General features: G+C 42.8%; 12 protein-coding genes and 1 pseudogene. 7 read left to right on the plus strand and 6 right to left on the minus strand.

Annotated features, from left to right (window positions below; all coding sequences use genetic code 11):
• Positions 1–225 precede the first annotated feature (225 nt).
• From F894_RS15380 to F894_RS12045, 3 genes are all read left to right on the plus strand, one after another.
• The gene (locus tag F894_RS15380) at positions 226–354 is read left to right on the plus strand and encodes a hypothetical protein (RefSeq protein WP_004645881.1); all 129 of its coding nucleotides are present in this window, start codon (positions 226–228) and stop codon (positions 352–354) included.
• Positions 355–495: 141 nt separating this feature from the next.
• Positions 496–1,779, plus strand: a complete 1,284-nt coding sequence (locus tag F894_RS12040; protein ID WP_004645882.1) for a ribonucleotide-diphosphate reductase subunit beta — start codon at positions 496–498, stop codon at positions 1,777–1,779.
• A gap of 186 nt (positions 1,780–1,965) precedes the next feature.
• The gene (locus F894_RS12045; protein ID WP_005247911.1) at positions 1,966–2,577 is read left to right on the plus strand and encodes a DUF805 domain-containing protein; all 612 of its coding nucleotides are present in this window, start codon (positions 1,966–1,968) and stop codon (positions 2,575–2,577) included.
• 43 nt (positions 2,578–2,620) lie between these two features.
• On the opposite strand, the gene F894_RS14970 is transcribed toward F894_RS12045, so the two are convergent.
• Positions 2,621–3,034, minus strand: coding sequence for a TM2 domain-containing protein (locus tag F894_RS14970; RefSeq protein ID WP_005247913.1), 414 nt, complete (start codon positions 3,032–3,034; stop codon positions 2,621–2,623).
• A gap of 146 nt (positions 3,035–3,180) precedes the next feature.
• On the opposite strand from F894_RS14970, the pseudogene F894_RS15100 reads away from it, so the two are divergent.
• Positions 3,181–3,306: pseudogene (locus F894_RS15100) on the plus strand (arsenical resistance protein ArsH); the annotation flags it as partial.
• A 110-nt stretch (positions 3,307–3,416) separates the two neighbouring features.
• Here F894_RS15100 and F894_RS12055 read toward each other — a convergent pair.
• The 3 genes from F894_RS12055 to F894_RS12065 all read right to left on the minus strand — a co-directional run bounded on the left by F894_RS12055 (position 3,417) and on the right by F894_RS12065 (position 9,792).
• The gene (locus F894_RS12055) at positions 3,417–5,585 is read right to left on the minus strand and encodes a TonB-dependent receptor family protein (RefSeq protein WP_005247915.1); all 2,169 of its coding nucleotides are present in this window, start codon (positions 5,583–5,585) and stop codon (positions 3,417–3,419) included.
• Positions 5,586–5,977: 392 nt separating this feature from the next.
• Positions 5,978–8,380, minus strand: coding sequence for a glucose/quinate/shikimate family membrane-bound PQQ-dependent dehydrogenase (locus tag F894_RS12060; RefSeq protein ID WP_005247917.1), 2,403 nt, complete (start codon positions 8,378–8,380; stop codon positions 5,978–5,980).
• Between the two features lie 170 nt (positions 8,381–8,550).
• On the minus strand, positions 8,551–9,792 hold the full coding sequence (locus F894_RS12065; RefSeq protein WP_005247919.1) for a carbohydrate porin: 1,242 nt from the start codon (positions 9,790–9,792) through the stop codon (positions 8,551–8,553).
• Positions 9,793–10,274: 482 nt separating this feature from the next.
• Between F894_RS12065 and F894_RS12075 the strand changes: the two genes are divergently transcribed.
• Both F894_RS12075 and F894_RS12080 read left to right on the plus strand, forming a co-directional pair.
• A complete protein-coding gene (locus F894_RS12075) occupies positions 10,275–10,883 on the plus strand; it encodes a DUF805 domain-containing protein (RefSeq protein WP_005247920.1) in 609 nt (202 codons plus the stop codon).
• 24 nt (positions 10,884–10,907) lie between these two features.
• Positions 10,908–11,423 carry a hypothetical protein gene (locus F894_RS12080; RefSeq protein WP_005247921.1) on the plus strand — a complete coding sequence of 172 codons (516 nt, stop codon included), beginning with the start codon at positions 10,908–10,910 and terminating at the stop codon, positions 11,421–11,423.
• Between the two features lie 148 nt (positions 11,424–11,571).
• Here the strand turns inward: F894_RS12080 and F894_RS12085 are convergent, their stop codons facing one another.
• Positions 11,572–12,219 carry an HAD-IA family hydrolase gene (locus F894_RS12085; RefSeq protein ID WP_005247922.1) on the minus strand — a complete coding sequence of 216 codons (648 nt, stop codon included), beginning with the start codon at positions 12,217–12,219 and terminating at the stop codon, positions 11,572–11,574.
• A 98-nt stretch (positions 12,220–12,317) separates the two neighbouring features.
• Here F894_RS12085 and F894_RS12090 point away from each other — a divergent pair, with 98 nt between their 5' ends.
• Positions 12,318–13,085: a hydroxymethylpyrimidine/phosphomethylpyrimidine kinase gene (locus F894_RS12090; protein WP_034438498.1), complete on the plus strand. Its 768-nt coding sequence runs from the start codon at positions 12,318–12,320 to the stop codon at positions 13,083–13,085.
• A 79-nt stretch (positions 13,086–13,164) separates the two neighbouring features.
• Here the strand turns inward: F894_RS12090 and F894_RS12095 are convergent, their stop codons facing one another.
• Positions 13,165–14,223, minus strand: a complete 1,059-nt coding sequence (locus F894_RS12095) for a DUF1176 domain-containing protein (protein WP_005247926.1) — start codon at positions 14,221–14,223, stop codon at positions 13,165–13,167.
• Positions 14,224–14,226 lie beyond the last annotated feature (3 nt).

A 14,226-nucleotide genomic window follows, 5' to 3' on the forward strand; every position in this document is an offset into this window, starting at 1 on the left:
TAGAGTGTGAGTCACTCCTCTGAAAGCTCCATTTTGTAATTAGGAGCTGACCGATGAGTAATTGTACTTATCCTCAAGGCGTTAGTGTTCGCGCTTATGTTAGATACCGATTTAATCGGTGGGAAAATGTTTGTGCACACTGTCGCAGTTACCCAAATCAATTAAGTTTTTGGTAACACAATGAGAGGTTGAAAAGCCTCTCAATTTAAATAAAAGGAAACCTCAATGCCTCATATGACTCATAACTACATGTTAGGACTTGCGGCATTGCTGATTTCCTTTGGTATTACCTTTTATTTACCGATTGCTTATTTCTGGTTCAAAGTTCGCCAGCAGCGTAAGCAAAATAAGTAGTGGGGATCATTGCTCCTGTATAAAACTAGAGCATTCATCGACAAAACTTAATTTTGCTTACACAAATTAAGCGTATAGTAAGACATCTCAGCCAAGCTGAATGTCTCATAAAAGATATAAAGCAACGTAGAGAGAATTGATATGTCTATCCTAAGTTGGGACGATTTCGAAGATGATTCGCAAAAACCGGCTGCACCTGAACAGCAGCCTGCGCCCGTCGAGCCGCAAAAAGCGACTAATTCACAGATGGTATCTGATGCAGGCAACGCATCGCCGGATGTGGCAGCTGCACAACCCCTTAGAGCCACTCAAAACCGAGGATCAAATCCAACCGATTCGCTGGCAAGAGCATCTGCTTCCCTAGAGCAGCTTGATGTTGCACCGGGTCTGGAAGAGCTTGAAATGGGTGCGCAACGCGTTCAGGTTGATGACAAGGCGATGATCAACTGTCGTGCAGACTTGAACCAGCTTGTTCCATTCAAATACGAATGGGCTTGGCAGAAGTATCTGGACGGATGTGCAAACCACTGGATGCCACAAGAAGTGAACATGAACCACGACATTGCGTTGTGGAAGTCTGAAAATGGCTTGACTGAAGATGAACGTACCATTGTGATGCGTTCACTTGGTTTCTTCTCGACTGCCGATTCACTGGTTGCAAACAATCTGGTACTGGCGATTTACCGTCATATTACCAACCCTGAATGCCGTCAGTACATCTTGCGTCAAGCGTTTGAAGAAGCGATTCACACACACGCTTACCAGTACTGTATCGAGTCGCTAGGTATGGATGAAGGCGAAGTCTTCAACATGTACCGTGAAGTACCGTCAGTTGCACGTAAAGCTGCGTGGGGCCTGAAATATACTCAGTCTTTAAGTGATCCTACGTTCAAAACTGGCACACCTGAAAATGACCAGATCCTGCTTCGCAACCTGATCGCGTTCTACTGTGTTCTTGAAGGTATTTTCTTCTACTGTGGTTTCAGCCAGATCCTGTCTATGGGCCGTCGTAACAAGATGAATGGTGTTGCCGAGCAGTTCCAGTACATCCTGCGTGACGAGTCGATGCACCTGAACTTCGGTATCGATATGATCAACCAGATCAAGATCGAAAACCCGGGTCTATGGACCACTGAATTCCAGGAAGAAATCATTCAGATGATTCTTGAAGGTACGATGCTGGAAATCGAATATGCACGTGACACTATGCCACGCGGTGTACTCGGCATGAATGCTGGCATGATGGAAGAATACCTGAAGTTTATTGCTAACCGTCGTCTGGCGCAGTTAGGCTTGCCTGAGCAATTTGCTGGTGTGAACAACCCGTTCCAGTGGATGTCAGAGATGATGGACTTGCGTAAAGAGAAGAATTTCTTCGAGACGCGTGTAACAGATTACCAAACTGGTGGTGCGTTAAGCTGGTAATTAGAAGATTAAAAAAATCCCGCTCCTGTAGCGGGATTTTTTTATATACAATTCAGTGTAATTCAATGCATAAAAAAATCTGACCAATCATAGTAATAATCATATAAAAACAGGCATGCAAATATGCTATTATCCATATGAAATTAAAAATAATTTAAAAATTAAACACAAAGAAAGAGGACAAAAATGAAAGGGGTTATTTTAGATTATTCTATCCAGCATAATGCTGGTGTGATTAGTGGGGATGATCAAAATCGCTATAACTTTAAAGGTTCTGACTGGCGTGGTCAGCGTCCCCCGGCAAGCGGAGACAAAGTAGATTTTGCAATTGATACTGAAGGACAAGCGATTGATGTATATCTAGCAATTGGGAATGCAAACAGTACTATTCAAAATTTATCAGTTCACTTAGACAAGATTTCCAATCAAAATCAGTCTGAAGAAAATTTCAATATAGTTGATTGGTTTGTAAAATGTCTAAAAAACTATGCAAATTTCACGGGTCGTGCACGTCGTAAAGAGTTTTGGTTCTTTGCCCTCACCCAATTTATTATATTAATTATTGCTCAAATTCTTGATGCAATACTTGGTTCTGAATTCTTATTTTATGTGCTAACTGTTCTTGCTTTATTTATACCAGCCCTTGCCGTATCTATACGCCGATTACATGATATTGGTAAATCTGGTTGGTGGTATTTAATTGGCTTAGTACCCTTAATTGGATTTATTCTACTGATTATTTGGTTTGCCACTGAAACAAAACAGAATAATAATGAATGGGGACAACCTGCTAAATAAAGCAGACAAAAAAAGGGCGATATCGCCCTTTTTCAATCATCATTTAGCCATATTTTCGGGCAAAATCTTCTTCTGAAGTACATAAATAAATAATAAACTCAATAAATGCGACAATCGCTGGGATAAATGTCCAGCAGAAAATCAGATAGACAATTCCCCAGCCTATACGACCTAAATAAAATTTATGAACACCAAATCCACCTAAGAAAAGTGCAAGCAGTGCCGCAACAATTCGATTTTTTTGTCCAACTTGATTTGTAAAAGGATTAGGAGCTGACAACAAATAAACGTCTTTCGCTTGCCCCTGTCCTAATGTCTCAAAATCTACACGCTGTCCACGTGCTGGCAGAGTCTGACCTCTCCACTCACTACCAATGAATTGATAACGGTTCTGATCATCTCCACTAATAATACCGGTATTATGCTGCACTGAATAATCTAAAATAGACCCTTGCATTATTATCTCTTATTACATGTTATCTACAGGTTAAATTATAAACATAACACTATAAAAAGACACTATATTTCAAGTTATTATTAACGTAGAAAAAGATTTTCAATTTACTTACTTCATATTTATTCTAATCAAATATTAGATAGAAAATGGAGGAACTTTACAAGTTCACCCTCCTCACCCGTGATCAGTCTGCTTATCTCACCGATCGATATTCTAAACGAGTCGAAAGTGCCGAGGAACTATCGAAACGGGTGAATCAGCAAAAGATCTAGTTTTATCTCAAATCCTCTGATCAACTTTTCAAAACTTAAATATTAAAAAATCCCGCTCAGGAAACGGGATTTTGTTTTTTTGAAAATTTAACAGCCCTAAATCATTTCAATTAAAATTCTTTTGTCACACTCAAACCAGCGCTCCAGTTCCGCCCTTCTGCCGGCTCAAAGAAACGGTTATTGCTTTCATTGACAATCACCGAACCAGAATAATCTTTATCAAACAGGTTATCGACACGCGCAAAAGTATTCACCGCCCAATCCTGCATTTTCCAGTGATAACCCACATTGGCGCCAGCAACCGTGTAGCGTGGTGCAGCATCAGAATTCAAGTCATTCACATAAATCTTGTCCGAGTAACGCACATCCAGACCTGCATGTAGACCTTTTTCAGGCTTCCAGCCCAAACTTAAAAATGCCTGATTTTTGGCAATCCCCGGAATATAGTTTCCTGATTCAACTCTCGACACTGCAATACTGCCATTCTGATTTAAAATTTCAGGAATATCTGCATCAAAAGTAGCATCAATATAGCTATAGCTGGCCTGTGCAGTGAGGTCACGCCATAGGTTTTTATTCCAGGAGAGTTCAATACCTTCTCTTAAAGTTTTATCCGCATTACGGAAAGTAGAGCGACCATTATCATTACCTGCAGAAACAATGTCATTCTTTGTCTTGGTCTGAAAAACTGCAACAGTAAAATCACCTAAGATATTGGCAGACTTCAACCCAAGTTCATAGGTTTCACTTTCTGCTGCTTTTAAATTAAGGGCTTTATCAAAACTCCCACTTGCAGGATAAGCCATTTCGGTAAAGGTGGGCGTTTCAAAGCCTTGTGCATAACTGGCATAAGTCATCAGCTCAGGAAAAATCTGCCAGCTTAACGCAGCTGAAGGCAGTAATTTCTGATAATCGGTTTTACCCGAATTATTGCCATTCGCCAGAAACTTGTCTTTAGACTTGAAATGTACATTGCTATAGCGCAGGCCGGCATCTAGAGTCCAATCTGGCATAAAGTTATAAGATATCTGTAAATAAGGATCCGCATTCCATAAGGTATTGTCTTCATCACGACGTAACTCACCTTTAACTCCAAAAGTATTCCCCACATAGTTTAGATAACCTTTTCGGTCTTCGGTCATGGCATCAACAGCAAGTCCAGCAATCAATTTAGTATTTGGCAAAACATCTCTATCTGTCCAACGTAGGTCTGCCCCATAAAACTGACGGTCAAAATCAATGACACCACCGGGATGATTTCGGGCTAGTTGAACTGTATTAGGTTTACAAATATCAGTATTTTCTTCATATGCACACTTTGGAATCGACTGATATTGCGTGACTGCGCGCTGTCCCCAGTAGGCCATGCCATACAGTTCATGCTGGTCATTGATCGGCTTATTCCAGGTCAAACCTGTTTGCAGTTGTTCAATTTCTTTACGAGCATTGTATTTGGTGACATTACCAACCACTTGCTTCGGATTGGCTTCCCATTGTGGACGAGTTAAACCACCTGGATCATCTGCTTCAATTTTGACGTAGTTATTGACCCAGTTAATTTTACTGCCATCTTCCAGATCCCAAGTCAGTTTGGCATTATTCAGAACTTTATGTGCACTGCTGTGGTCACGGTAACCATTGGTATCAAAATAAGAGGAGCTAATGACATAGCTTGGCTCTGAAGCATTCTCTGAACCGCCTTGCAAAACCAGCTTGGTCTGCCCTTTGTTCTGGCTCCCTGCAGAATGCCCCAGTTCAATTGAGTCAGCGCCTTGCCCTTCCCTTGTGGTGGTTAAAATCGTTCCTCCGGAAGAGTTGCCATACAGTGATGAAAATCCACCACCCAATACTTCAATATGGCCCAGACTATTCAAGTCAATATTCGAGGTTTGCCCCTGTCCATCCGGCATTGTTGCAGGGATTCCATCTACATATAAACGCACACCACGCACACCAAAACTGGAACGTGCCCCAAAGCCTCGCATCGAAATTTGCAGGTCTTGGGCATAGTTTTCACGATTATTTAACTGTAATCCTGGAACGCCTTTTAATGTTTCCGAAAGGTTCACATTCAGGCTGTTATCTTGTTCTTGATTCAGATAATACACTGACGCCGGTGTGGTCAATCGCTCCCGATCGGTACGGGTCGCTTGAATGACAATCGTGTCTAACCTTTGGACTTCTTGTGTATCATTTTCTGCATAAATGTTCTGACCTGCGCAAGCAATCAGGCAGGACAAGGTCGATCTCACGAATGGAAATTTCGGGCTTTGGTACATAAATGACAGGCCTTATTTGAAAGTGGTTTAATGCGGCAAATACCTTATCGAGATGGCGTACATCTCATGATTCAACTCATTTTGTTTTAAGCATCGATACCAAATAAGTATGCTAATTCGATGACATATAGTTCGCTCAATGAATAGGAATATTTTGAGCTTAAAAATTCTGTGTTCGATAAATTTAGACTTAATTAATCCTTTATCTGAATTTCGCTTAAAATCAGCCATATACAAAGCATATTATTTTAATGCGATCTGAATGAAATTGAGCTTTCAGCAACAAATCAACATCATTTCTCTGTGTCCTTAAAACTCGATGTAGGCATTCAACAATAGCGTATAAAAAAGCCTGACGAATCAGGCTTTTTTATACTGAATTAAAAGTTCAACTATTTATTATCTGGCAAGGCATAAGCCACCAGAGAGTCGCCCATTTTAGTCCCAAAGGAACCATGACCACCTGCCATAATGACCACATACTGCTTGCCATTGGCTTCATAGGTCATTGGTGTAGCCTGACCACCTGCAGGTAGACGGCCTTTCCACAACTCATCACCGTTGTTCACATTGATGGCGCGAATGTAGTTATCTTGAGTTCCGCCCACAAACATCACGTTGCCCGCAGTTGAAATAGGACCACCCAACATCGGCACACCCATTTTGAATGGCGGCAATGGAATGCCCGGCATACTGTCACGAATGGTACCGATGCGGCGTTTCCATGCCACTTCATGAGTATTTAAGTCCACACCTGCAACAAAGCCCCATGATGGCTGTTTACACGGTAGACCGAATGGAGACAGGAACGCACTGATTTCAACGCCATAAGGCACACCATACATCGGTTGAACGCCGGCTTCTGTACCTGCACCTTTAGCCGTCTTAGGACGGTTCGGATCTTGAGGAATCAGTTTTGATACAAATGGCAGGCCAATCGGGTTGGTTAATGCAATTTGACGGTCCGGATTCACCGACATACCACCCCATTCAAACACACCTAGGTTACCCGGGAAGACCAGCGTCCCATTTTCAGAAGGTGGGGTATAAATGCCATCGTAATTCAGTTTGTGGAAAGCAACACGGCAGACCAACTGGTCAAACATGGTCGCACCCCACATCTGTTTATCGGTCAATTTATCTTGTGGCGCCAGATTAAAGTCAGAGAACGGTTGAGTTTTAGAATAGAACTCGCCTTTGGTTTGAGGTCCACGCTTCACAGATTGTGGTACCGGTTTCTCGGTAATCGGCACAATCGCTTTACCATTACGACGGTCTAGCACAAAAGCATTACCCGTTTTGGTCAAGACATAAATGGCTGGAACCATATTGCCGTTTTTGTCTTTAATCTCGGTCAATGTTGGCTGTGAAGGTACGTCCATATCCCACAAATCGTGATGGGTAGTCTGGAAGTTCCATACCAGTTTGCCGGTCGTCGCATTCAAGGCCAGCATCGAGTTGGCATAACGCTCGTCCAGTTCAGTCCGGTGACCACCGTAAATATCCGGTGTACCGACACCCGTTGGTACGTAGACGATATCTAGCTCTGCATCATAGGCCAAAGGTGCCCAGGCATTTGGAGAGTTATGTACAAATTTTTGACCCGGTGCAGGAATCAAATTCGGATCTTCAGCGCCTGTGTCAAATACCCAAAGCAGTTCACCGGTATTGACATCGTAACCACGGATCACACCTGACGGTTCTTCAGTTGAATAGTTGTCTGTGGTTGAACCCGCAATAATGATCGTCGTGCCGGTTACTACAGGCGGTGAGGTTGGAATATAACCGCCTGGATATGGGAATGGCATATCTTTTTGCAGATCGACTTCGCCATTTTTACCAAAGTCAGAGCAGACTTTACCGGTGGTTGCGTTTACCGCAACCAGACGCCCATCATTGACCGGTAAAATGACTTTTTGTGGACATTCAGCAGAGCTGCTTTTTTTCGCAGCGAGACTGCTTTCAAAACCAGCCGTATTGTTGACATCATAATAAGATACGCCACGGCAGGTTAAATGCTGATAGGTATGATCAGCTTTCAGCTTTGGATCATAGGTCCATTTCGCCTTACCGGTTGCCGGATCAAGTGCAGTCAATTTCTGGTGAGTGGTACAGATGTACATGTTGTCACCCACCTTGATTGGAGTAACCTGATTGGTGGTTTCACCCGAGTCATTTTCAGTCTTGAATTCGCCCGTGTGATATTCCCAAGCTACCTGTAAATCTTTGACATTTTCAGTATTAATCTGCTTTAAGGGTGAATACCGTAACCCGGACTGGGTACGGCCATAAGCCGGCCAGTCTTCATCTGCCACACCAGGGATTGGCTGGTGGGCTGCAGGCTGCTGCGATTTTAATTCACCGCGAATTTCTTGCGGGTCATTAAATACAGCATAAATCATGACAGCGATGGTAATGGCCAGTGAACCACCCAAGACAATTTTCGCGGTTTTAGCATGATCAAAGCCACGTGTGGCAGCCGGAATCAGCAGCGCTAAACCGAATAGACCTAGAATATCTAAACGCGGCGCAAGTGCAAAGAAATCTGAACCGACTTCCCACAGCCCCCACACCACTGTCGCCAAAACGAATATGGCATAAACAAGGAGTGCAGCACTTTTTCGTTTATACAAGAGAACTGCGGTCGCAATAAAGAGAATACCTGCAATGATGTAGTACCAAGACCCACCCAGCACTGCAAGATAAATCCCTCCAATCAGCAGTCCTATACCGAAAACAGCGGCAATGACCGCTAAAATCGTTTTCAGTACCGAACCTGATGATGAAGTATTCATATTGAACACCTATAAAAGTTTTTTTGAAAGTCCATGCACATGACAGGCATGAGCACCCTTATTGTTAAATTCTGAGTTATAAATACATCAATGTCTTAAGCAGGCATTGCCCATTACTGCAACAAAGCACCTAGAGATTCAATAGTGTATTTGCAACTAAAAACTATATTTTAAAATGACGTATTAAACTTGATTCCGCCCACCCAGACATTTTCACCATCTTTATATGCACCGACGTGACGCACATATTGCACATTCGGGCGAATGGTGAGCCAATTAGTGGCATGTAAGCCATAATAAATTTCTGCATCGATTTCTTGATGACGGTCAGCACTGACATCGTCATTCATGTTGATGCGTGCAATACCAAATGCGATTTCATCTTGAGGGCGTGAATCCATTGCACCCTTATAAACCAGCCCGATATTTTGCATATCACTGACATTATTGGTTTTGGAGTCATGCACTGTCGCATTCACAAAGCCGGTCAAACCACGCGAAGCATCTCCGTCATGTGCAGTTAATTGTTGCTTGGCAACGATCCAGCCACCATGGTGATGATCGGTTTGATCTGGATTGGAAATGACTTCAGCTTCCGCCGTGCTGTAGTAATAACCGGCGCGGTATTCACCTGGCAATTTTTGTGTGCCCAGTTTAGGCGTCCAGACCACTTCTGCAGGAAGCATTGCCCCTTTGGAGCCGTCCGTACTCAGATTAAACCCTTTACCACGTTCCAGATTCTCAGGGTTGTATTCATAAACACCGACCTGGGCATAAAATTCAGGGTTAATGTTGTATTTGACCCGTGCAGCCCATTGGCTTACCGGCCAGTTGTACCACTGATCGCCAACCCAGTTCCCGACTTGTGAACCGCATAGGGCCAGATTCTGGAAATCACAGTCAAAACTATTGAAGTCTTCACCCTCACCGAAGCGCCCGACTTTCACATCCAGTTTTTGTTCCAGGAATTTTTTCTTGATCCATAAATCAGTCAGACGCCAGGTTTGACCACGGCCCCAGACTTCTTGCACTGAACTTAAATGGCCATTTAAAGCAGCAGCGCTTTGAGACAGTGACTGACCGTTACGCTGAGTGACAGTAATTTGCGCTTCAGTATCTTGCCAGCCTGCAATTTTTGCCAGATCCAGATGTGCCCCAAAAACAAACTGGTCCGCATATTCAGTTCTATGGCTTGAAGATCTTTGTGCATCGATCAAGCTTGCCATTTCACCGGTATAACCAAAACTGAAATCATAGCCCTGATTTTGGAGTGCTGTACGTTGCCCGTTCCAGTCACCGAGCATCCACGGGCTTTCCGAACTGAAAGCAGCTTCAGCATGCACAGTGGTCGTGGTTAAGATGAAAGAGGCACAGCAAAGGTAAACGGCCTTCGATAATGGGGAGAGATACATTGAATGTGATACCTTCATCACAATATGAAGCTTTTTATTATACGCCTGTTGATTTTAAAAAATCGTTAATAATAGATAAAAAGTATGAATAAAATGTTATATTTATTAGTATTATTATATGCTTTTTGTAAATTTAAAATTTATAAGTATCTGTTTATCATCATATTAAATTTAACAACATTAAACCATAGTTCCAAAGAAAAATTTGATATTCATCAGATAGATTTAGCTTTAATTTCTTATAAAAGATTCAGAGATAAATCAGCTCCATTACTATTTAATTTTCTTCATTTCAAAGCATGCAACGCCATATTTTTTGTTGATTGAATACTGAATCACTATTGCGATAAGGCTTTTAAAAACATAAGAAAATTACTGTCATTCCACTATGATTTTTTAAAAATTAGATTATGCTAAAGTTATTCTGATAAGAAATTGCGTCGCTTTAAAACAATAATCTAGCTTAATAGACGAGAACAAGCATGAAAGGTTCAATCCTTGATTTTTCTATTCAACACAATACCGGTTTTATCTCGGGGGATGATAATCAGCGCTATAGCTTTAATGGCGCAGACTGGCGTAGTGAGCGTCCACCTTCACGCGGTGATCGGGTCGATTTTATCGTCAATACCGCGGGGGAAGCATCTGAGGTTTATTTAGCTTTAGGCAGTTCTATTTATCTGGGAGAAAAAATTTCCAGTCAGCTCGGCAAATATTCAAATCTGGATCAAGCCGAGGAAAATTACAGCAGCATTGACTGGTTTGTAAAATGTCTGACCAACTATGCAAACTTTTCCGGCCGCGCACGCCGTAAAGAATTTTGGTTCTTTATGCTGTTTTGTGTAATTTTAGGCATTATTGCTGAGGTAATTGATACAGTTTTAGGCACTAAACCGCTGGTGAATAGCCTGCTCAATCTGGCACTTTTAGTCCCAAGTCTGGCCGTTGGCGCGCGTCGCTTGCATGATGTAGGGCGCTCTGGTTGGTGGCAATTACTGACGCTTACCGTGATTGGTATACTGGTACTGATCTGGTGGTGGGCAACTGAAACCAAGCAACAAAACAATGAATATGGTGCTCCTGCCAAATAACCGAACCTTACAAATCCCGTCTTGATGCGGGATTTGTTTATCGATTATTTAATGACTAAATATCAGCAAAATCAGACTTTCTCCATGCTGCAAGATCAATTAGTGAAATTTCCAGATGCTGTATGGGTGCAAATCTATAAAGATAAAATGCAGCTGATGAATATAGATGGCACGATTACGCATACTCTACTACCCGATGTGCCCTATGCCCATCCGCGGAGTATTATTGCCGACGTTGATGCAGCGGCGGTGACGCTGAAACAGCTGTTACCCTCGTCGGTAATGAAGAAGTTATTTAGTTCTATAGCGTTACTGCAAATCATGGATCTACCTGAAGACGGTTTAACCGAAGTTGAAAAGCGCGCATTACTCGAACTCGGTTATGAAAGTAGCGTGCAAAATGTCATCCTGTTTGACCATGCGGGAAATGCACTGACCAAAGCCAGAGTTCCACCCCAACATCGAATGACGATCATCAATATTTTACTGGTGATTATCATTATGGTGGTGTTGGCATCGACCTGGTTTTTGACGCTTTAAATGTTCGTCCAAGAGCAAAAATCCCGCACACTGCGGGATTTTTATTGAGATAACCATCTAATAAGAGAATCGGTCTGTATAGATGAACCAGTTTATAAACAAAAATATCTCTAAAATCAGCTCAAATAAAATAAGCAAAAATTAGGGTTTATTTAAAATAATCTAGCAACTGATTAAAGTGGTCTATTTTATATTTAGGCTGTGCCAATGTTAACTCTTCCTGACTACCATAACCATAATTTACCGCAATAGTATCAATGCCATTGTGACGTGCACCAAAAATATCATGCTCGCGATCACCGACCATCATGCATTGATCGGCCTGTAATTTTTGTTGCGCTAAAATATACTGAATCAGCTCGGCTTTATTGGTTCGGTCACCATTCAGCTCACTGCCATGAATGTCGGTAAAATACTGGGCCAGATCAAAATGTTCCAGAATCTGTTTGGCATACACTGTCGGTTTTGCTGTAGCGACAAACAAGCGATAACCACGGCGTTTCAGTTCTGCCAGCGTTTCTGCTACACCCTCAAAAACATGATTTTCATAGAGACCCTTGACTGCAAAGCGCTCCCGATAACCCATCAAGGCCTGTTCAGCCAGAACATGATCGGCCTCAACATTTAAAATTTTGGCAAGCGAGGCTTTTAAGGGCGGACCAATAATCCAGTCGATATTGATCTCGTCACTAATCGGATGACCGATCTTTTCCAGACCATAGCGTGCAGACGTCGTAATCCCCACTTTCGGATCGGTTAATGTCCCATCCAGATCAATTAAAATATTCTTAATCACCGCCCATCCCCTCTCATTAGTACCGATATAAATTAATATCGAGAGTTCATTCAAATTTGCCTATACTAATGCAATTTTAGTGAATGAAGGACATCATTTTGCGCCCTACCGTACTTTGCTTTTCCGGTTTAGACCCTTCAGGTGGAGCCGGCCTTCAAGCAGATATTGAAGCCATTGGTCAAAGTGGTGCACATGCGGCAATTGCCTGCACAGCCCTCACTGTTCAAAATTCACAGCAGGTTTTTGGTTTCGAAGCCACTTCCAGAGAATTGCTGTTGGCACAGGCCAATGCGGTGGTCAATGACCTGCCCATTCGTTGCGTAAAATCTGGCATGTTGGGCACCACAGACAATATCGCAGCACTGGCCGAGTTTCTGGCTGCACATCCAGATTATCTGTATGTGCTGGATCCGGTTTTGGTCGCGAATAGTGGCGGTTCGCTGGGTAATCAAGAAACGCTGGTCAAAGCATTTACCCAGTTGATTCCATTAGCCACTATCTTAACGCCGAACACGGTTGAACTACGCGCCCTGACGGGTGAGCAAGACCTCAAACTGGCCACTCAAAAATTATTTGAAATGGGTGCACAGGCAGTTTTAGTCAAAGGTGGCCATGAAGATACGCCAGATTACATTCAGAACAGTCTGTATATCGCAGGTGAGCTGGTCAACGAAACTCGCTGTCCACGTCTGCCAGGTGAATATCATGGTTCAGGCTGTTCACTGGCTAGTTTCATTGCCGGACGTCTGGCCATGGGTGATCAGTTGAAAACCGCGGTACAGCATGCTGAAACCTGGTTATTTGGGGTATTAAAAAATGCTGAAATTCCTGTTCCAAATGGCCAGAGAATTCCAAAGCGTTTTTAAGATCACACCTCTTAAAATCAAAACTAAAAAAAGCCTGAGTCATTCAGGCTTTTTTATCACTGCTATTTTTTAAACAATACTATTTGGCCTGATAAATGATTTTGCTTACATAGGTCGGTAAATTCCAAGCACCACCGGCGAAGCCTTTGCATTGTACGGTCAGACCACTGAAGCTTTTGACAAATTTCTTGCCATTCCAGGCCCATTCGTTCTGACTCAGACAATCGCCCAAACCACGCACTTTATGCCCGGAAAATATCTGGCCTTGGTTAAATGTTTCTCCCGAGGTCGTCACCAACTGTTTAAATTGCTTGTTTCGATCCATCAGCCAGAAGCCACTACCCATATTATAAGCCCCACGCCAGCATGGAATCTGAATCAGTTGATTCTGGGCATTAATGGGATAAATGGTCATAACATCATCATCCAGAAAACGCTGGCTAAACAGCAAATCACATTGATCTTCCTTGGTGGTGGCTTGCAGTTTTCGAATCATCTGCTGACTTGTTGCCGTATTCAGTTTTGCTTGAGTGACTTTGCCTGACTGATATTTTGGTATCTGAATTTTCGGTATCGCTGCAGCTTTGAGCACCGCCTGATTGGATTTTTTCCCCGGCCTGATCAAGGCTGAGGGCGTAGAAAGTCGACGCTGAAATTCATCCATCTTGAGTAAAACGGCACTGGCACCGGAAGTCGACAGGTTCCAGCGTGATTGCGCATTTTTAAAGACAACTGGAGCTGTTCCCTGTACAGCTTTCAGCAAGGCACGTGTTTGACTGCTATTGAGTTGCCCTATTCCCTCCCGATTCAGACCAATCACACCATAAGGTGTACTGGTAATTTGCAATTGAAGCTGTCGTGTAGGTGTGGCAGCAACTAAGGGTAAAATCTGGACTTGGGCTTTGATAACACTGTTTACACCCGCCGCACGCTCTAATAGCACAGAAACCGGCTGATCGATATCTTGATCCGATTGATAACCGGCAGCACGGCAAGTGCCGGTATTATCACAGGCAATTTCCCAGTCTTTATGTGAAAAATGCAGGCCCTGAATGGCGGCCAGACTTAATGAGCTGATACTGGCTAGACTAAATATGATACTCATAATTTTGATGCTGTAGATCCATTTTTGTTTCATCAT

It is taken from the genome of Acinetobacter sp. CIP 51.11 (assembly GCF_000369665.1).
Classification (GTDB): Bacteria; Pseudomonadota; Gammaproteobacteria; order Pseudomonadales; family Moraxellaceae; genus Acinetobacter; species Acinetobacter lwoffii_S.

Bases quoted from the DNA above. Each gene is read 5' to 3' on its own strand.
- F894_RS15380 (WP_004645881.1), top strand. From the start codon at position 226: ATGCCTCATATGACTCATAACTACATGTTAGGACTTGCGGCATTGCTG.
- F894_RS12040 (WP_004645882.1), top strand. From the start codon at position 496: ATGTCTATCCTAAGTTGGGACGATTTCGAAGATGATTCGCAAAAACCG.
- F894_RS12045 (WP_005247911.1), top strand. From the start codon at position 1,966: ATGAAAGGGGTTATTTTAGATTATTCTATCCAGCATAATGCTGGTGTG.
- F894_RS14970 (WP_005247913.1), bottom strand. From the start codon at position 3,034: ATGCAAGGGTCTATTTTAGATTATTCAGTGCAGCATAATACCGGTATT.
- F894_RS12055 (WP_005247915.1), bottom strand. From the start codon at position 5,585: ATGTACCAAAGCCCGAAATTTCCATTCGTGAGATCGACCTTGTCCTGC.
- F894_RS12060 (WP_005247917.1), bottom strand. From the start codon at position 8,380: ATGAATACTTCATCATCAGGTTCGGTACTGAAAACGATTTTAGCGGTC.
- F894_RS12065 (WP_005247919.1), bottom strand. From the start codon at position 9,792: ATGTATCTCTCCCCATTATCGAAGGCCGTTTACCTTTGCTGTGCCTCT.
- F894_RS12075 (WP_005247920.1), top strand. From the start codon at position 10,275: ATGAAAGGTTCAATCCTTGATTTTTCTATTCAACACAATACCGGTTTT.
- F894_RS12080 (WP_005247921.1), top strand. From the start codon at position 10,908: ATGCGGGATTTGTTTATCGATTATTTAATGACTAAATATCAGCAAAAT.
- F894_RS12095 (WP_005247926.1), bottom strand. From the start codon at position 14,223: ATGAAACAAAAATGGATCTACAGCATCAAAATTATGAGTATCATATTT.